A 19214-nucleotide genomic window follows, 5' to 3' on the forward strand; every position below is an offset into this window, starting at 1 on the left:
ATAACTAATAATGTTTAACCGTTAAATTATAAATTAAAATTACCTTAAATAAAGTTATTTAAAAACCTCATTATTACTTTTTATTTATAAAGCAACTCTAACAAATGTAATTAAATAGATGTTGCAGTCAAAAAACTAACACATTATTTATTATGAATAACTGTTAGTACAATAAACTTTATTAATTTTATGAGTCCCCGCTTAATTTGAAGAAAATAAGAAACTATCCTTTTTTTTTCTTGATTCAAATTTCTATAACAAGTATATTCGCTCACGTTATGAAAATGAAAAATATTACCGAACTTAAAGCCGCTATGGCTTTAGCCCAAAACATAGTGATCATACCTCACAAAAATCCTGATGGCGATGCTATGGGATCAACCCTAGCATTACACAGTTATTTAGTTAAAAAACAAAAAAATGCCACTGTCATTACTCCTAATGACTATCCTAGCTTTTTAAAATGGTTACCATACAATGATGACGTTGTAGTATACGAAAACAACAATCAACAGGCCAAAAAGCTCATTTCCAATGCAGATCTAATTTTTACACTCGATTTTAATCATTTAGGGCGTTGCGGAGACTTACAAGAGCCTTTAATAGCAAATACAAAAGCAGATTTTGTTATGATTGATCATCACCAACAGCCCGATGATTACGCTACCTATATGTATAGTGACTCTAGCATGTGCTCAACCTGTGAAATGGTATATCATTTTATAGAACAAATGGGTGATTTAGAATTGTTAACTAAAGAAATTGCAACTTGCTTGTATACAGGTATCATGACAGATACTGGATCGTTTAGATATCGTTCTACAACAAGCACTACGCATCGTGTTATTGCTCATTTAATTGATGCAGGAGCAAACAACACACAAATTCACGAACAAATATACGATACCAACACCTTTAGTAAACTTCAACTAAAAGGAGTCGCCCTTAAAAACTTGCGTTTGTTTCCCGAATACCGAACGGCTTATATTAGCCTTTCACAAAAGGAGCTAAACGATCACAATTTCAAAAAAGGAGATACAGAGGGATTTGTAAATATTGGTTTATCTATTGACAATATTATATTTGCTGTTATTTTTATAGAAAATGAAAATGAAGAAATTATTAAAATGTCATTTAGGTCTAAAGGTGATTTTTCTGTAAATCAGTTTGCTCGGAATCATTTTGAAGGTGGCGGTCATGATAATGCTGCTGGTGGAAAGAGTGATTTAAACATGAGTGAAACTATTGAAAAATTTATGACTATATTACCTCAATATAAAAAGGAGTTATTAGATTCATGAAACATGTAGTTTTTTTATTCGCCACATTTTTAATTTTTACATGCTGTAATAAGCCTGTGGCACGTAAGCCTGTATCTATTAAATCTGGTTCATTTATTTCAGAATCAATTATTTTAAATAAAAAAATAAAATCTCGGGAAGAAGCTACAATAAATACCATTATTAAAAACGATACGTTACATACATATCTTAATTCTGGTAATGGATTTTGGTATCACTACACAAAAAAAGATAGTATAGTAAGCCTAAAACCTCAGTTTGGAGATATCGTTAATTTTGATTTTAACTTAAAACAAATAAATGGTTCGTTAATTTATTCAAAAAAAGAACTAGGAAATCGCGACTACAGAATTGATAAAGAAGAGTTATTTTACGGTCTTAGAGAAGCTTTAAAACTATTACAAACTGGTGAAAGCGCAACTTTTCTAATACCATCACACTTAGCTTATGGATATTATGGTGACACTAAAAAAATTAAGGCCAATACACCAATAATTACAGAAGTTACCGTAAATTCGATTTCCAAAATTGAAAAGTAATTAAAAACAACAACTAAAATTAAATCAATACTAATTTAAATTAAAAATGAAGAAGTTAAATTATTTATTTATTGCACTTATAGCAGCTGTGTTTACAAGCTGTAACGAGAAATACCCAGATTTAGAAGATGGATTGTATGCAGAATTTAATACAAATAAAGGAACTACAGTAGCTAGCCTACATTTTGAAGATACTCCTATGACAGTAGCAAATTTTGTTGCCTTAGCAGAAGGTAAACAAGAAGCTGTAGATAGTGCATATGCAGGAAAGAAATTTTATGATGGGTTAATTTTTCACCGTATTATTAAAGATTTTATGATCCAAGGTGGTGACCCATTAGGAACTGGTGTTGGTAATCCGGGATACAAATTCCCTGATGAAATTGTAGATTCATTAAGTCACGATAAAAAAGGAATTTTATCAATGGCAAATTCTGGACCTGGAACAAACGGAAGTCAGTTTTTTATAACATTAAAAGAGACTCCATGGTTAAATGGACGTCATACTGTTTTTGGAGAAATTGTTGTTGGACAAGAAATTATTGACAGCATAGGAAATGTTGAAACTGCACCTGGTGATAAGCCAAAAGATACTATTGTTTTAAATACATTAAACATTATTAGAAAAGGTAGTTCTGCAAAAGCATTTGATGCGCCAACTGTTTACAAAGCCGAACTTGAAAAAATTGAAGCAGAAAAGCTTAAAAAAGAACAAGAAGAAATAGCTTTAGCTAAAGGAAATAAAGAAAAGAATGATGCATTAAAGCCTAAAGCTATAAAAACAGATTCTGGCTTAGGTATTGTTACTATTCAAGAAGGAACTGGTAAAAAAATAAAGCAAGAAGAAAAAGTAGGTATTTACTACGTAGGTTACCTTGAAGATGGTCGTATTTTTGACACTAACATTGAGTCTGTTGCTAGAGCTAACAATAAATTTGACCAAGTAAGATTAGATAGAGGTTTATACAAGCCAATGCCTGTTCCTTACTCAAGTAAAGCACAAATGATCCCTGGATTTAAAGAAGGATTATTAGCTATGGACCAAATTGGTGACAAGTCTACTATTTTTATCCCTGCTGCTTTAGGATATGGTGAGCGTGGTGCTGGTGGAGTTATTCCTCCTAATGCAAACCTAATTTTTGATATTGAATTTGCTGAATTAGAGGCTCCTGCTGCTCCTAAAAAGTAATTAAAAGTATTATTACATAAAAAAATCCCGAGTTTTTATAAAACTCGGGATTTTTTTATGTTCAATAGGCATTATACTACGGTAACCATTTCTTCTCAAAATCTGGTTTTCTTTTTTCTAAAAATGCATCTCGACCTTCTTTAGCCTCATCTGTCATATAAGCTAAACGGGTAGCCTCACCTGCAAATACTTGTTGTCCAACCATACCATCATCGGTTAAATTCATGGCAAATTTTAACATTTTTATTGATGTTGGTGATTTGGCTAAAATTTCTTGAGCCCATTCATATGCTGTATCTTCAAGTTCATCGTGCGGAATTACAGCATTTACCATTCCCATTTCAAAGGCCTCTTGAGCTGAATAATTTCTTCCTAAAAAGAAAATTTCTCTCGCTTTCTTTTGACCAACCATTTTGGCTAAATAAGCAGAGCCATATCCACCATCAAAACTAGTTACATCGGCATCCGTTTGTTTAAAAATTGCATGTTCCTTACTCGCTAATGTCATATCACAAACTACATGCAAACTATGTCCCCCACCAACAGCCCAACCTGGAACTACACAAATTACTGCTTTTGGCATAAAACGAATTAATCGCTGTACATCCAATATATTTAGCCTATGATATCCATCCTCACCAACATATCCTTGGTGCCCTCTAGCCTTTTGATCTCCTCCACTACAAAAACTATAAATTCCATCTTTTGGCGACGGTCCTTCGGCACTTAACAATACTACACCAATGCTGGTATCCTCTTGTGCATCATGAAAAGCTTCTAATAACTCACTTGTAGTTTTTGGTCTAAAAGCATTTCTAATTTCGGGTCTGTTAAATGCAATTCTGGCTACTCCATCACATTTCTTATAGGTAATATCTTCAAACTCTTTGACAGTTTTCCAATTAATTGAACTCATAAATATTATTTTTAATCAAAAATAACTTAAATAATAGCATTGCCCAATAATTTTATCAGCTACAACTAAGCTTCTTATTTAAAATAACATTATAAGAACAAAAAAAATTATATCCCTAAAATTTTCAATAAAAACAAACTAGTAAAATTTTGGAATGCATTACCTTTGCTTTATAAGCATAATATGCTTTTTGTAACCACTAACAAAATATTAACTAATTAACTCTATCAATTTTGGAAAGTAAAAAAGCCCAAAAACTTATTACTAAGATTTTATCGGAACTGGATCACGCTGGCATTATCATTAATACTGTTACTGATGATTTAAAGGAATTAAGACCTTACGCATTAGAAGAGCAAAATCCTTTACTTGTAAAAGTAATTAGACTTACATACGAACATATTGAGGCTTACCAAACATTTGCTATAGCTATTCCCGATGATGAACCTATAGAGGTAGAAGAAGGCGAAGAAGTTATGGTTTCGGATATTGATGAAAATCAGGATCCTAAAGAAAGTTTAGCTTACTTAGTTTCTCTTTTCAAAGACCTAAATAACAAAATGAATATACTTGACCTTAAAGCCTATAGAGATGCTTTAAACGAGTATACCAATGACTAAATTTAGTTATTTATACATTTAAAAAATAAAACCGATATAATAATATCGGTTTTATTTTTTTGAGTGTTACTTTAAAGTGAAAAAGAAGCCAACTGAGGCTCATTTTGAATCAAACGGCTTATAAAAATTTTTAATTCCTCAATCTCATGAGGTAATAAACGTTTGAATGCTTTTTCTACTTCTTTCGAAAATAGATTAACGTCAAAGCTGACTTTTTCTAACACTGTTTTAGTGTAGTCAAACATAGCTCTTGCCATACATTTTTTTTTAATTGCAGCTAAATACTTAGTCGTATTTTACCTACATAACTAGACAATTATACTTAAAAAAACTTCATTTTGCAATTAGTTGTTGCAAAAAGTAAGTATAAACCTACTTTTTTAACTTAATTGTCCATTCAAATTCAAAATTTGACACTACTACTCCACTTCCATTAACTCCCTGGGATTCAAGCCAAAAAGTTTGTCCTTCGCCAGTTGCAATAGTATTTTTTATAGCTTCTAAAATTTTTTTATCATCATTACATGAAAAAGTAATTTTACCAGTTGCTTTTTTACTAAAACTCGCTTTATTTTGAGCTACAAGCATCGAAATTTTTTCTTCACTTTCCTTAATTCCCTTCATTACTAATGCTCCTGTGCTTAATTCTGCAGCCATAGCCTGTACGGCAAAATACATTGATCTAAAAGGATTTTGATTGATCCATTTATGTGTTACAGTAACTTCACATATACTTTGCGTAATCTTTTTAACTCTCACACCACACCACCAAGCTGAGGGTAACTTAAAAAATAAGAAACGATTTAAATTTTTTTGAGTAATTTCCATGTAATGAATTTTGTATTTGAAAGGTATAAATAAATACGTCTTAAACCTAAGCCTTAAATTCATAAATAAGTATTAATTTATTATAATAATTAGTAACAAATTCTATAAAAAAATAGCTTTCAGTTGATAATTATAAATAAACTCAAAAAATCAATTGTATTAGATTTTGTATGTTTGTCTGCAAATGAATATCAAAATTTTTTATAAAATTCTGTGGAATTCAACTTTTAAACTTAATTTTTTATCTTTTCATCGTTCAACATTTTGTTTGTTAAACAATGAAAAATTATATATTTCAAAAATTAAATAAATCACACGATAAATTCATAAAAATCAAGTCTTGAAAAAACTAATTCTATTTACTTTTTTAATTTTAATAAGTAATCTTAGTAATGCTCAAAGTGTTACCAAAATAAAAGGAAATAAAATCCCTGATACTAAAAGCTTAGATATCTCTGATTTTAGAATCTTAGAAATTGGAGAAAAGTTTGAAGTTATTTTAGTTCCTAAGTCTAATCCAAGTGTTTATATTGAAGCTGATAGTAATCTACTTGAGTTTATTGACGTAAAAGTAGATGCTGAAAAATTGACAGTTAAAAGTACACGTACTATTACACGATTTAAAAAGTTAAGTATTGAAATTGGTTATACCCCAAGCTTATCCAAAATAATAACTACCGGACGCACCACAATTGCATCGGAAGGAACAATTGAGGTTGAACGTTTAGCTATTGAAGCTTATGAAAGCTCAAATTTAACAATAAGTACTAAAGCAGATCGCGTTGATATTCTAGGAAAAAATAATGCCCGTATTGTTTGTGAAATTTCGGCAAGCTCTATAGGCATTCATAATAATGATTCTTCAAAAATTAGTGCCAATATTGTTTCCGAAAATTTAAATATTGCTCAAAATCAACAAAGTAAAATTGAAATTCAAGGTACCTCAACCAAAAATACCCTATTCCTATTAGATTCTTGTAATTTTTATGGCTCCGATCTTATCACTACAAATACTTCACTTAGTATTGAAGGTGCAAGTTATGCTTATTTAAATGTTACTGACAAACTAGAATTAAAAGTCTCGGGAAAAAGTGAAGTTTCACTATTATCAAATCCAATCATTGATTTATTAAAGTTTCAGGATGAAGCTGTTTTAAAAAAAATCAAAAAGGCGCCAAGTACCTTTAAACGTTTGTTTGAGTAATCCTTTTTACACCAGAAAACTTTAGAAAAAGGCTCTCTCGATCAAAAAAAAGTCTTCATCATTTTTTAAATGATAACTGCGGAATTATAAACACAAAAAATAAATGTAGATGTCGTAAAAAAGTGGATTATTCTATAAAAAATGGAGTTATACAACCGAAAAGTCTACTTTTTACTCAAAATTTAAAAAATAAGACACTTATTGATTCTATACAAGATATCCAAAATGAAGTATCCTTATATCAAACAAATCCTAAATATAACACCCCCGAATCATTAGTACTAGAAGTAAAAAAGAATAATCACCACACCCAACGATTAACATATATTAGATAATACTATTTTATGTTAGTTTTTATAATCATTAAACTAAATTTACAATTTTAAAGTTGGCAAAAACCAACATTAATTTATTTGAATAATATTTTGTATATTTGATGGTATTTACCAACTTTAAGTATCCTAATTGATTTTATGATGGCAAAAACACACAATAATTGGATTGCAATGACCGATGATGCTATTGTGGCTGAATTAGGTAATTTCATTAAAAAGAATAGAATTGCAAAAAATAAAACACAAGCTGAAACAGCAACTGCAGCAGGAATAAATAGATGGACTATTAGCCAAATTGAAAATGGTGAAGCCATTAGCTTAAACTCTTTAATTCAAATTCTACGTGCATTAGATATACTCTATGTATTTAATAGTTTTATATTCCAAGAGCAAATAAGCCCATTAGAAGCTGTAAAATTGAAGAAGAAAGAACGAAAAAGAGTTCGAAGCGCTTCTAAAAATAACCCAACTACAAAAAGTGACTGGTAATGATAAATAGTGCGATAGTTAAAATTTGGGGTATCACGGCTGGTGCAGTACTTTGGAATGAAGATACACAGCTAGCAAGCTTTGAATACACTCCCGATTTTGCTTTAAAAGGCTATGATTTAGCGCCTTTAAAAATGCCTTTACGTGCTGGTACTATTTATAATTTTCCAGAATTAAGTTCAAAGAATGAAACTTTAGAAAGTACGTTTCATGGGTTACCTGGTTTACTTGCCGATGTACTTCCTGATCGTTATGGAAATCGACTATTAAATAGTTGGTTAGCACAACAAGGTCGGCCCGAAAATAGCATGAATCCAATCGAAAAACTTTGCTTTATAGGGTCCAGAGGTATGGGTGCTATTGAATTTGAACCTTCGACCAATAGTAAGCAAAATGCATTTGATGTAGAAATGGAGGGCTTGGTTAATGTAGCCACACATATGTTGAATAAACGTGAAAAATTTACTACCAATATAAAGCAAAACGAACTTAAAGCCATGCAAGATATTTTAACTATTGGTACCTCTGCCGGAGGTGCCAGAGCTAAAGCGATTATTGCATATAATAAAAAAACTGGTGTGGTAAAATCTGGACAAGCAAATGCTCCAGAGGGTTTTGAACACTATTTACTAAAACTTGACGGCGTAGATGATGCGCAATTTGGTACAACAAAAGGTTATGGCCGTGTAGAAATGGCATACTACCTTATGGCAGTAGATTGTGGTATTGAAATGATGCCCTCATTACTACTAGAGGAAAATGATCGTGCACATTTTATGACCAAACGCTTTGATAGAGAAAACGGAAGTACCAAACATCATATACAAACTTTATGTGCCATGCAACACTATAATTTTAATGAGGTAGGTGCATATAGTTATGAGCAGCTATTCCAAACCATGCGTTTACTTAGACTCCCCTACCCGCAAGCCGAACAAATGTTTCGTAGAATGGTATTTAATGTTATTGCTCGGAATTGCGACGACCATACTAAAAATTTTGCTTTTAGACTTAAACAAGACAGTGAATGGGAATTAAGCCCCGCTTATGATATCTGTCATGCCTACCGCCCTGATAGTATTTGGGTAAGTAAACATGCGCTTTCCGTTAATGGAAAACGAGAAGGAATTACTAAACAAGATTTACTTACTGTAGCCAAATCCATGAATATTAAAAAATCGGAATTAATTATAAAAGAAATTAACGCTTGCGTTCAAAAATGGAAATTTTATGCCCAAAAAGTGAATGTTAATGAACGCTTGACAACAAAAATTAATGAGAGTATTTTGAATATTTCGTAAAATAATTTATAAAAAATGACAGTATAAATACCACATTCATACCATCATTTTCAAACAAAAAAACTAATTTTCAACTATTGTGGGCGTGCCCCAAGGGTCGGGCTTTACATTTCAATTCCTCGCACTTCCTTTGGTCAGGCTGTGGGATTTCCATTGCAATACCTCACGCAAAAAAATGGTTTCACCTCATCAATCAACTACAACTCATCATTAATTATAGCTTAATTAGTATCAATACGTGTAATAGTGGTTTCTCCCAAATTAAGTCCTTTTTCAATTTTTGGATTCCCTGTATATCTAATAGTAGCTTCCCCAAAGGAAGACACCTTTAATTCATCAGATACATTTAAATTAAATTTTGCCTCGCCATAAGCCATTATTTTAGATCTTTTGTTACTTACCTTTTCACTATTAACATTAGCTGCTCCATAGGCAGTAAATTTTTGATAATCAACACGCCCTTTTTCTATAGTTAATTGAGCTTCGCCATACATAACTGCTTTAAAATTATCCAGCTCTAATTCATTAAAACGGATGGATGATGCCCCATAAACATACATATCTAATTCATCCGATTTGAAAGCATTTTTTAGAGTAAAATCCTCTTCTCCTTTTAGGGACAAGTCTTCTAAGTACTTAAAAGTTATAGTTGCCTTTACTATAGTCCCTTTATAAATCGGTTTTCTATGCTTATCCCAATCTTTTTTTTCTTTTTTTGTAAAAATCTTAGCCCCTTCTAAATATAATTGTAGCGTATTATTTTCAACCTCAACTGTCAGTTTTTCTTCGGGAACACTAATAGAATTTATAACTACCTCATTTGTATCACCATGAATAAAATCTACTTGAATATGCGGATGGATACTTATTTTATTAAAATTTTCAACTTTAAATGTTTGTGATTGTAAAAAATTAAAGCTTAAGATAAACACCCAAAACAAACTAGCGAGTCCAATCTTTTTTAAATTTGCATGATTTTGTATCATAATATTATAATTTAGTATCTATTAAAATGAACTTACACTACCTGAGCCACTAGTTTTTGAATCCACATGTGCTGGGCTTCCTGTATATTTAATATCTCCCGATCCACTCACTTTTGTTTTCAAACTTTTTAACGCGACCACCTTGGCATCACCAGAGCCAGAAATAATCACATCGGTATCTTGAGCCTGTAAACCTTCGCTATTAAAATCCCCACTACCCGTAATACTCACTTTGAGTAAATTGGTACTCCCTGTTAACAACATATTTCCCGATCCCGTAATATGACCTTTAATTTCAGAGGCTTCAACGCTCAGTTCTAAATTTCCTGAACCTGTAATAGTCGCTTTAAAATCAGCTGATTTTAAGGTAGTATTCGCATTAACATCACCAGAACCTGTTATGGAAACAGCTGAAAGATCTACAAAAGGCACATAAATATGAATCCCTTTTCTAGGTCTTAAATTTACACCACTTTTAATGGATAAAACCAAATCATTCCCCTTCACTGTTACCTCAACATATTCCTGTATATTATCATCTGTGCTCACCCGTATTTTCCCTTCGGTTCCTTGTTCCAAATGCACATCCATACCTCCCTGTAATCTAATAGTATCATAATCATTAGTAGTTACTATTCTAGTCGTATTGTTTCCGCTACCCGTTATTTTTTTACCTCCCCACCATTGGGCTTCTAATTGAGTACAACATAACACGAATGTTAAAACCAGTATTATTTTAATTCCTATTGTTTTCATCGTTTCTATTATTTTAAATTAGACTTGTATTATTATTAATTTTATTCTGTTTTTAAACTTTTAATTGGATTTGCTGTTGCTGCTTTTATGGCATGATAACTAACCGTAAAAATGGCTAGCATAAACGCTGTTAAAATGCCAATGATAAAATACCAATGATTAATTAGTATTCTCATTTTAAAGTAACTTAACCAATGGGTTCCTAACATAAAAGCTAAAGGGATAGATAGTAGACTGGCTACAAGAACAAGCAATAAAAAATCTTTTGATAATATTTGCCAAATTTTAAAAACAGAAGCTCCAATTGATTTTCTAATACCAATTTCCTTAGTACGTTGTTCTGCTATAAATGAGGTTAAACCAAACAGTCCCAAACAACTAATAAATATGGCCAAACTTGTAAAAATTCCTATTAGACCAACTAAGCGTTCATTTTCTTTAAATTTTTCAGCATAATTTTGATCTACAAAATCATAATCAAAAGGAAAATTAGGAGCTATGTTATTCCATATTTTTTTAATCTGTTTTAAATTTGATTCTAAGGAATGCTTAGGGTTTAATCTTAATTGATAAAATCCTATCCCGTCTTCATTATTTTCATTTATTGAAAATAGGGTTTGCTTAATTGGTGTATAAGGGTCACCCATCACCATATTGTCGACAACTCCAATAATCTTTAATGAAGTGTTTCCTTCAAAATCTTTATTTGTAATTAATTTACCTATGGGATCCTCTAATCCCATATATTTCAAAGCTGCCTTGTTTATTAATACTGCATTAGAATCAGAAGCAAAATCTTTGGAAAAATTTCTGCCCTGTACAACATTTATTTTTAATGTTTTTATATAATCATGAGAAATAGTAACCCATGCAAAATCATCAATAAAACCATCTGGCTTGCCTTCCCAAACAAAAGAAGATTGGTTAGAATGTATATCGTTCAGTGGACTCGACGATGCCGATATCGCAGTTACTGCTCCCGATTTTAATAATTTTTCTCTTATTAATTCATATTTACCTTTAAAAGGAGTATACCAGGCATATATTTCAATTAAGGCATCCATATCATAGCCACGAGATTGATTTTTTACAAAATCCATCTGCCTATTAATTATAATAGTAATAATGATTAATGAAATAGATAAAACAAATTGAAAAACAACCAATGCTTTTCGCAATCCTCCCGAAAATTTGCTTTTAACAAAAGTCCCTTTTAATACTTGAGTTGGATTAAATTGAGATAGATATAGTGCCGGATAACTCCCTGACAACAATGCTGTAAAACATAAAATAATCAAAGCTAATCCCCAAGCTACTCCACTTGACCAAGGGAATGTAATTTGTTTGTCTGATAATTCATTAAAAGGCGTTAAAAATAGGAAAGCTATGCACACTGCCAAAATAAATGCTATGCAAGTAATTATAAATGATTCACTATAAAATTGATTAATTAAATGGCCTCTATTAGCTCCTAATGTTTTTTTAACTCCAACCTCTTTTGCTCTTTTTTCTGAACGTGCCGTAGCTACATTCATAAAATTAATACAAGCCAATAATAATACCACTACCCCTATACTTGCAAATAAAAAAACATATTCAATACGCCCTCCTACTTGTTTTCCTTCTTCAAAATTATTGTGTAATTTCCAATCTTGCATAGGAAGCACATGCAATTCTGGGTTTATAGTTCCGTAATCGGTATTCTCCTTTTTAGCCCATTTTATAGCCTCTTCAACCGTTTTAAAACTAGTATTATCTGCTATTTGAATAAATAATTGCCAAGAATTATTACCCCATTCTTTTTCTGAATTTTTTACCCATGTATGCTTAGAAACATAGTAATCCCAAGTGATAAAGTAGTCCACATCATTAAATGATGAATTATATGAAAAATCCTTGTAAACACCTGTCACTTTTAAATCATCATTAAAGTCAAAGTTGATATTTTCACCTATTGGATTTTTATCTCCAAAAAGCTTTTTTGCTGTGGAGGCTGATATCATAATTGATTTTACATCCTCTAAACCATTTAACGCTCCTCCTACTATTTCTAAACTGAACATTTTAGAAGCGTCTGGCTGTACTGCATTACCTTCTATTTTTATACTATTCTCTCCATATTTTAAAATACTTTCATCTGTCCAGGATGACATGGAAATATATTTAAAATACTCCCCGTATTTTTCACGCAATACCTTTTCTAAGGGTCTTGGTATTGGTGGCCCCGTAGCTCTTTCGGTACTAAAGCTTTGAGATTGATAAATCTGTGCTAATCTGTTATAATTTTTAAAATTCTTATTATGATCAAATTCATCATATACCCATAGAGCAATAAGCATGGCAACCCCCATTCCTAAGGCTAATCCTAAAATATTCATTAATGAATAGCCTTTATTTCCTATAATATTACGCCAAGCGATTTTTAATTGTGTTGTAAACATGATTATTCTGTTTTTAAACTTTTAATAGGGTTTGCCGTAGCTGCTTTTATAGCGTGGTAACTTACTGTAAGTATTGCCAGTACAAATGCCGAACTAATACCTATTAAAAAATACCATGACCTTATAGGAACTCTAATTTTAAAATAACTTAACCAATGCACTATTAATGTGTAGGCAATAGGTATTGCGATCAAACTAGAAAGTACTACCAACCATAAAAAATTCTTTGAAAGTATCTGCCATATTTGGAATACGGAAGCACCTATGGATTTTCGAATACCAATTTCCTTGGTACGTTGCTCTGCAATAAATGAGGTCAAACCAAACAGTCCCAAACAACTAATAAATATGGCTATTAGTGTAAAAATCCCTACTAGATTGATCATCCGCTCATCTTCATCAAACTTTTTAGCGTAATCATTATCTACAAAATTGTATTCAAAAGGTACATCTGGACCTAATATTTCCCATTGAGAATCAATTAATGCTAAATTTTGCTTAATGGAATTTACTGGGTTTAAACGCAACTGATAAAAGCCTATGTTATCTTTGTCTAAATGAAAAATTGTTTGCTTTGGAGGAATATTTTGGTCTCCCATCACAATATCTTCCACTACGCCAACTATTTCCATTGGAGGCTGATCTTTATCATAGGAATTCCTTACCAATTTCCCAATGGGCTTTTCTAATCCCATGTAGCTTTGAGCTGTTTTGTTAATTAATATATAGTGAATACTATCTGAATCTTTATTTTTTGGAAAATCTTTTCCTTCGATAATATTCATTTTTAATGCATCTACATAATCTTCTGAAACATTCACCCATGCAAAATCATCTTGGAAGCCTTCTGGCTTTCCGTCCCATACAAAAAAAGACCGATTAGACTGAATGTCTGTCACCGGACTTGAAGATGCCGATACCTCAGTTACTGCTCCAGAATTAATTAAGGACTCTTTTATCAATTTATATTTTCCATAGAATGGTTTTTGCCAGCCATTAAGTTCAATTAAGGCGTTCATATCATAACCCTTTGAGCCACTTTTAACAAAATCCATCTGCCTATTAATTACTACCGTTACTATGATAAGTGCAATGGATAGTACAAATTGAAATACAACTAATACTTTACGAGGCAATCCAGAAAATTTACTATTTATAAAAGTACTTTTCAATACAGTTATGGGCTTAAAACGAGAAAGGTAAATAGCAGGATAACTTCCTGAAATTAATGCCGTAAATACTAATATAATCATAGCAATTCCCCATGAAGTCAAGTCGAACCAAGGAAGTTCCATTTTTTTATTAGAAAGTATATTAAAGCCATCAAGGCTTAACTGAACCAAAAGAAGAGCAATTACAAAAGCTACACATACTACAACAAAAGATTCAGCATAAAACTGTGATATCAAATGATAACGCTCGGCTCCAATAGTTTTTTTAACTCCCACTTCCTTTGCTCGTTTTTCGGAACGAGCGGTAGCTAAATTCATAAAATTAATGCAAGCTAATAACAACACTATAAAACCTATAGAGGCAAATAAAATTAGGTATTCTATTCTTCCTCCTACTTGTTTTCCATCTTCAAAATTATCATGCAATTTCCATTTGCGCATTGGGTGTACATGCAATTCTGGATTAAAACCATGCGCATCGTTAGTAACTGTCTTTTTCACCCATCTAATCACATCTTCAACAGCTTCATAAGTCGTATTATCGGCTATTTGAACAAATAATTGAAAGGAATTATTATCCCACACATCCTCAGAACTCCTTACCCATTCATTTTTAGCTATATATAAATCCCAGGGAGCTAAGTAATCTATTTTGTGAAAATTTGATTTATATGGGAAATCCTTATAAATCCCAGTTACTTTTAACTCATTTTCTAAATCAAATTTTATTATTTTTCCAATTGGATTTATGTCTCCAAAAAGTTTTTCTGCTACGGAAGATGATATAAGTATCGAATGTAAATCCTTTAAACCATTTCTAGTCCCTGCTATCATGTCTAAACTAAACATGTCAGGAGCATCTTGTTGAATATAAAAACCTTCAAAATACATATTCTTATCATCATGATTTAGTATTATTTCATTAGACCAAGAACACATTGTTAGATACTTAAAATACTGATTATAATTTGTACGTAATTCTTTTTCTATTGGTCTTGGTATAGCTTCTCCGGTACCTCTCCCTAAATTATTCCCTTGTGACTGATAGATTTGAGCGATTTTATCATAATTTTTAAAATTTTTGTTATAATCAAATTCATCATCCACCCACAAGGCTATTAACATAGCCACTGACATTCCTATGGCTAAACCAAGAATATTCATCATTGTATAGCCCTTATTATTAATAAGGTTCCGCCAAGCGATTTTAAATTGAGTTAATAGCATTGTAATAGATTTTTAGTTAAGCGTACTGATTACTCACTTCTGTTACAATTTGTCCATCAAACAGGTTAATCACTCTATGTGCATAATTGGCATCGCGATCAGAATGCGTTACCATTACTATAGTTGTTCCTTCTTGATTTAGTTCTGTTAACAAATTCATTACTTCAATTCCATTTTTAGAATCTAAGTTTCCTGTAGGTTCATCCGCTAAAATCAATTTTGGATTAGTAATTACAGCTCTTGCAATAGCAACACGCTGTTGTTGTCCGCCAGAAAGTTGATTGGGGAAATGACTATCCCTATGCGCTATTTTCATACGCTCTAATACCGCAGCAACCTTTGCTTTTCGTTCTTTTTTAGATACTTTTAAGTAAATTAAGGGTAATTCCACATTTTCAAATACGGTTAATTCATCAATCAGATTAAAACTTTGAAACACAAATCCGATATTTCCTTTCCTAATTTTGGTGCGTTCACTTTCTTTACTTTTACCAACTTCGCTTCCGTTAAATTGATAACTTCCTTGGGTAGGACTGTCCAATAAACCAATAATATTTAATAACGTAGATTTTCCACATCCGGATGGTCCCATAATGGCTGCAAATTCACCTTCCTTTACATGTAAATCAATATTATTTAAGGCTAGTGTTTCTACCTCTTCTGTTCTAAAACTTTTTGTTACTTGCTTTATTTGTATCATCTTTATTTTGTTTTTCGTTGTTGGTTGTTAGTTGTTGGTTGTTGGTTGTTGGTTGTTGGTTAACTTTAGTTTTTATTAACTAAGATTAAAGCAATTATTAGATATTTTTTTTCTTAATCAATATACATAAGCCTTCAATCTTCAAGCCTTTACCTTTAACCTCTTTTATCATTTAAAAACTAAATCATTAAGATTAAAGTAATCATTAGATAAATTTCACATAATCAATATATAAGCCTACAATCTTCAATCCTTTACCTCTAACCATTTTTTTATCATTTAAAAACTAAATCATTAAGATTAAAGTAATCATTAGATAAATTCAACATAATCAATATATAAGCCTTCAACCTTCAACCCCTTACCTTTAACCTCTTTTATCATTTAAACACTATTCGTTCTACTCTTTCATAAGCATCATAATTGGAAATAATTGTTTTTTCACCCGGAGACAAACCTTCTAATACTTCAAAATATTTTGAATTCTGTCTTCCTAGTTTTATTTCCTTTTTATAAGCTTCAGTTCCTTTTTCATTCAATACAAAAATATTACGCCCCCCAGTGCTTTGAAAAAAGCTTCCTCGTGGTACTAATACAGCAGCATTAGACGCTCCTAATTGCAAACGCATCGTATAATTTTGTCCAGCTCTAATGGTTTCAGGCTTTTGACCTTCAAAAACTAAATCAATTTTAAATCGTCCATTCCTTACCTCTGGATATACTTTTCGTACACGTAAGGGATATTTTTTATCTTTTCTTTCAATTGTTGCATTTAAATCACGTCGAACACGTTCAATGTAATGTTCATCAACTTCAGCTTCTATTTTAAAATTAGACAAATCATTTATTTGACCTATACGCTGCCCTTGTTGAATGCTTTGTCCAATTTCTGCATCTAAAAAACCCAATTGCCCATTAAAAGGTGCTCTTACATTTAAATGGTCTAAACGCTCATAGACCATTCCCAACGTTTTTTTCATTCGTTGTAAATCTTTATCTAAATCTTTTAACGAAGTTCCTTTTAAAACCGAATCCTGTGTCACTTGTTCAGTGACTAAACTATGCCTTTTTTCGGCGGCTTGATAATCTTCTTGGGCAACTAAAAAAAGTTCTTTTGCTATTAAACCATCGGCAAACAAGGCTTGTTGTTGTTTAAAATTTCGCTCCTTTTTTTGTAGTTCATATTTGGCGCTAATCAATTCTTTTCTTCCATTAATTTCCCTGCTATCATAAGCTAATTTGGTGGATCGCAAATCATTTTGTTTTAAAGCCAAATTATTTTCACTTGCTAAAATTTGCTCATATAAATTTCTATTTTCTAATGTTAAAATAACATCTCCTTTTTTTACAAAAGCTCCTTCTTCAATACGTTTCTCCTTAACCCTTCCACCTTCATAGGCGTCCATATATATAGTTCGAATTGGCGCTACATGCCCTGTTACTGTTATAAAATCCTGAAATTCTCCATGAATAACTTCTCCAATTGATAAACGCTCTTTTTGAATGGAATAGGTACGTTTATAATCTGTAGAAAAAATCTTCCAACATAAAAACAATGTTGCCAATACTGTCCCTGCAATGATTACATGTTTAGGTCGAATTCCTTTCTTTTTTTCAATTTTTATATCCATTATTATTGTGACTACATATTAATATTACTACCAATCAATTGACTCTACATTCCTATTAAAATTGATACAGCTTAGTAAACTTTCCTGTATACAAATCCATCATTTTTTGATTCATTTGCAATTGTTGTTGCACTCGTATATTTTCAACTTTTGATTTAAATAATTCGTTTTTTACTTGTAATACATCCAAAAGTGCTATTAAACCATGTTGAAATTTTTTTTCGGAAGTTTTATAAGAAAGCATTACAGCTTTTTGTTTTTTAGTGCTCCAATTGAATTCATTCCTCAAAGCTTTATCTTCTTGCTCTAATTGCAACATAAATTGATACAATTCTTGTTCATTCTGTTTTATAACTAATTCCCGTTGTTCTAAATCTAGACGTTGTTGTTTAATTTTTGAACGTGTATTCCACTGATTAAACACCGAAATTTGTAATGAAACTCCAACATATTGAGAAGCATTATCCTGAATTTGTTTTTGAAATCCGATAGTATTCCCTGTAACTTGGTCAATATTCGTTTCAAAATATCCCGTACTATAACCTCCAAATACACTTACCAACGGGTATAATTCACTTTGACTAGCGTGTAATTGTTTTTGAAAAGCATTCTTAGAAAAAGACAATTGTTTCAGTATTGGAGATACTTCTTTTGCTTTTACATACCTAGATTTCCTCTCATTCTGTGTGACGATGTTTGAAATACCTTTTGTTTCAAAATCATTTATGAATGTTATAGATGTTTTTTCGATATTCATTAATTGCTTAAGGTTTAGGCTTACTTTTTCCAATGCATTTTTTGCTTTAACTACATTTAGGTGTGCCGCTTGTACATCTGCTTCCACATCAAAAACGGCTGCTTGAGATTGCTGTCCCAATTCAAATTTTTTATTGGTTACTTTAAATAACTTTTCTGCAATAACCAATTCTTCTTCTGTCAGCTTTAATAAATCTTGTGTATACAATACTTCATAAAAAACAGGAAGTAGCTGCTGAATTAAAGAAAACTTTTGTTGTTCCCCTTCTGCTAAAGCAGACAACTTATTCCATTTAGCAGCACTAATTTGATATTGTTTTAAAAAACCCTGAAATACTACTAATGAGGCATCAATGGAATAATTATTAGAAAAAAAATCAGTATTTGATATTGTATTCGTATTAGGGTCAACAGAACGCCCATATCGAATACTATAATTTGTACCTGCTCCAATAGTTGGTAATAAATTGCGATAACGCTGTTTTAATCTTTCCTTTACCAATTTTGTATTTACATTGTTTAATTGCATATCAATATTAGTTGCCAATGCTTGCCTAATGCATTGTTCCAATGTGTATGATTTTTGACTATATACGCTGCTTAACACCATAATCATAATTAGTAATAACACGCCTTTTTTAAACATCTACTATTGTTTTACATCTTATAAATGATTTCAATATGAAATAATTCAAATCTGTATAATTGTTAGCTATGCCCGTGCCAAAAAACAAAACCCCTGTAAACAAAGGGTTCGTAAGTTTTTTTGTCCCTTTTTTTAATTTAAGGTGTAAAATTTATTGACAACTGTATGTAAAATTTA

At 31.4% G+C, this 19214-nt stretch carries 17 protein-coding genes; 7 read left to right on the top strand and 10 right to left on the bottom strand.

Features of this window, described 5'->3' with window-relative positions:
• Window positions 1-278 precede the first annotated feature (278 nt).
• The 3 genes from KQA_RS0214540 to KQA_RS0214550 are packed head-to-tail and all read left to right on the top strand — an operon-like array spanning window position 279 to window position 3029.
• The gene (locus KQA_RS0214540; RefSeq protein WP_010182176.1) at window positions 279-1301 is read left to right on the top strand and encodes a DHH family phosphoesterase; all 1023 of its coding nucleotides are present in this window, start codon (window positions 279-281) and stop codon (window positions 1299-1301) included.
• Complete coding sequence (gene gldI / locus KQA_RS0214545) at window positions 1298-1840, top strand: gliding motility-associated peptidyl-prolyl isomerase GldI (protein ID WP_010182177.1); 543 nt, start codon at window positions 1298-1300, stop codon at window positions 1838-1840. Before KQA_RS0214540 ends, gldI begins: the two co-directional genes overlap by 4 nt.
• A 46-nt stretch (window positions 1841-1886) precedes the next feature.
• Entirely contained in the window at window positions 1887-3029 is a 1143-nt protein-coding gene (locus KQA_RS0214550; RefSeq protein WP_010182178.1) for a peptidylprolyl isomerase, read from the top strand.
• A 76-nt stretch (window positions 3030-3105) separates the two neighbouring features.
• Here the strand turns inward: KQA_RS0214550 and KQA_RS0214555 are convergent, their stop codons facing one another.
• Window positions 3106-3945 (bottom strand): 1,4-dihydroxy-2-naphthoyl-CoA synthase, encoded by an 840-nt coding sequence (locus KQA_RS0214555; RefSeq protein WP_010182179.1) that lies wholly within the window; start codon window positions 3943-3945, stop codon window positions 3106-3108.
• 233 nt (window positions 3946-4178) lie between these two features.
• Between KQA_RS0214555 and KQA_RS0214560 the strand changes: the two genes are divergently transcribed.
• Complete coding sequence (locus tag KQA_RS0214560; RefSeq protein ID WP_010182180.1) at window positions 4179-4565, top strand: hypothetical protein; 387 nt, start codon at window positions 4179-4181, stop codon at window positions 4563-4565.
• A gap of 71 nt (window positions 4566-4636) precedes the next feature.
• Here the strand turns inward: KQA_RS0214560 and KQA_RS0214565 are convergent, their stop codons facing one another.
• Both KQA_RS0214565 and KQA_RS0214570 read right to left on the bottom strand, forming a co-directional pair.
• Window positions 4637-4822, bottom strand: coding sequence for a hypothetical protein (locus KQA_RS0214565; RefSeq protein WP_010182181.1), 186 nt, complete (start codon window positions 4820-4822; stop codon window positions 4637-4639).
• A 115-nt stretch (window positions 4823-4937) separates the two neighbouring features.
• Window positions 4938-5393 carry a DUF4442 domain-containing protein gene (locus KQA_RS0214570; RefSeq protein WP_010182182.1) on the bottom strand — a complete coding sequence of 152 codons (456 nt, stop codon included), beginning with the start codon at window positions 5391-5393 and terminating at the stop codon, window positions 4938-4940.
• A 340-nt stretch (window positions 5394-5733) separates the two neighbouring features.
• On the opposite strand from KQA_RS0214570, the gene KQA_RS0214575 reads away from it, so the two are divergent.
• The 3 genes from KQA_RS0214575 to KQA_RS0214590 all read left to right on the top strand — a co-directional run bounded on the left by KQA_RS0214575 (window position 5734) and on the right by KQA_RS0214590 (window position 8722).
• A complete protein-coding gene (locus tag KQA_RS0214575) occupies window positions 5734-6597 on the top strand; it encodes a GIN domain-containing protein (RefSeq protein ID WP_010182184.1) in 864 nt (287 codons plus the stop codon).
• Between the two features lie 473 nt (window positions 6598-7070).
• Window positions 7071-7421, top strand: coding sequence for a helix-turn-helix domain-containing protein (locus KQA_RS0214585; protein WP_029209612.1), 351 nt, complete (start codon window positions 7071-7073; stop codon window positions 7419-7421).
• Window positions 7421-8722: a type II toxin-antitoxin system HipA family toxin gene (locus KQA_RS0214590; protein WP_010182188.1), complete on the top strand. Its 1302-nt coding sequence runs from the start codon at window positions 7421-7423 to the stop codon at window positions 8720-8722. The genes KQA_RS0214585 and KQA_RS0214590 overlap by 1 nt, the downstream gene beginning before the upstream one ends.
• A gap of 221 nt (window positions 8723-8943) precedes the next feature.
• Here the strand turns inward: KQA_RS0214590 and KQA_RS0214595 are convergent, their stop codons facing one another.
• From KQA_RS0214595 to KQA_RS0214625, 7 genes are all read right to left on the bottom strand, one after another.
• Window positions 8944-9708: a head GIN domain-containing protein gene (locus KQA_RS0214595; RefSeq protein WP_010182189.1), complete on the bottom strand. Its 765-nt coding sequence runs from the start codon at window positions 9706-9708 to the stop codon at window positions 8944-8946.
• Between the two features lie 21 nt (window positions 9709-9729).
• Window positions 9730-10464 (bottom strand): head GIN domain-containing protein, encoded by a 735-nt coding sequence (locus KQA_RS0214600; protein WP_010182190.1) that lies wholly within the window; start codon window positions 10462-10464, stop codon window positions 9730-9732.
• Window positions 10465-10505: 41 nt separating this feature from the next.
• On the bottom strand, window positions 10506-12905 hold the full coding sequence (locus KQA_RS0214605) for an ABC transporter permease (RefSeq protein WP_010182191.1): 2400 nt from the start codon (window positions 12903-12905) through the stop codon (window positions 10506-10508).
• Window positions 12906-12907: 2 nt separating this feature from the next.
• Window positions 12908-15304 carry an ABC transporter permease gene (locus KQA_RS0214610; protein ID WP_010182192.1) on the bottom strand — a complete coding sequence of 799 codons (2397 nt, stop codon included), beginning with the start codon at window positions 15302-15304 and terminating at the stop codon, window positions 12908-12910.
• 16 nt (window positions 15305-15320) lie between these two features.
• A complete protein-coding gene (locus KQA_RS0214615) occupies window positions 15321-16004 on the bottom strand; it encodes an ABC transporter ATP-binding protein (protein WP_010182193.1) in 684 nt (227 codons plus the stop codon).
• A gap of 380 nt (window positions 16005-16384) precedes the next feature.
• Complete coding sequence (locus tag KQA_RS0214620) at window positions 16385-17635, bottom strand: efflux RND transporter periplasmic adaptor subunit (protein ID WP_010182194.1); 1251 nt, start codon at window positions 17633-17635, stop codon at window positions 16385-16387.
• A gap of 55 nt (window positions 17636-17690) precedes the next feature.
• Window positions 17691-19037: a TolC family protein gene (locus KQA_RS0214625; protein ID WP_010182195.1), complete on the bottom strand. Its 1347-nt coding sequence runs from the start codon at window positions 19035-19037 to the stop codon at window positions 17691-17693.
• Window positions 19038-19214: the final 177 nt, after the last annotated feature.

It is taken from the genome of Aquimarina agarilytica ZC1, assembly GCF_000255455.1.
GTDB classification, from domain to species: Bacteria; Bacteroidota; Bacteroidia; order Flavobacteriales; family Flavobacteriaceae; genus Aquimarina; species Aquimarina agarilytica.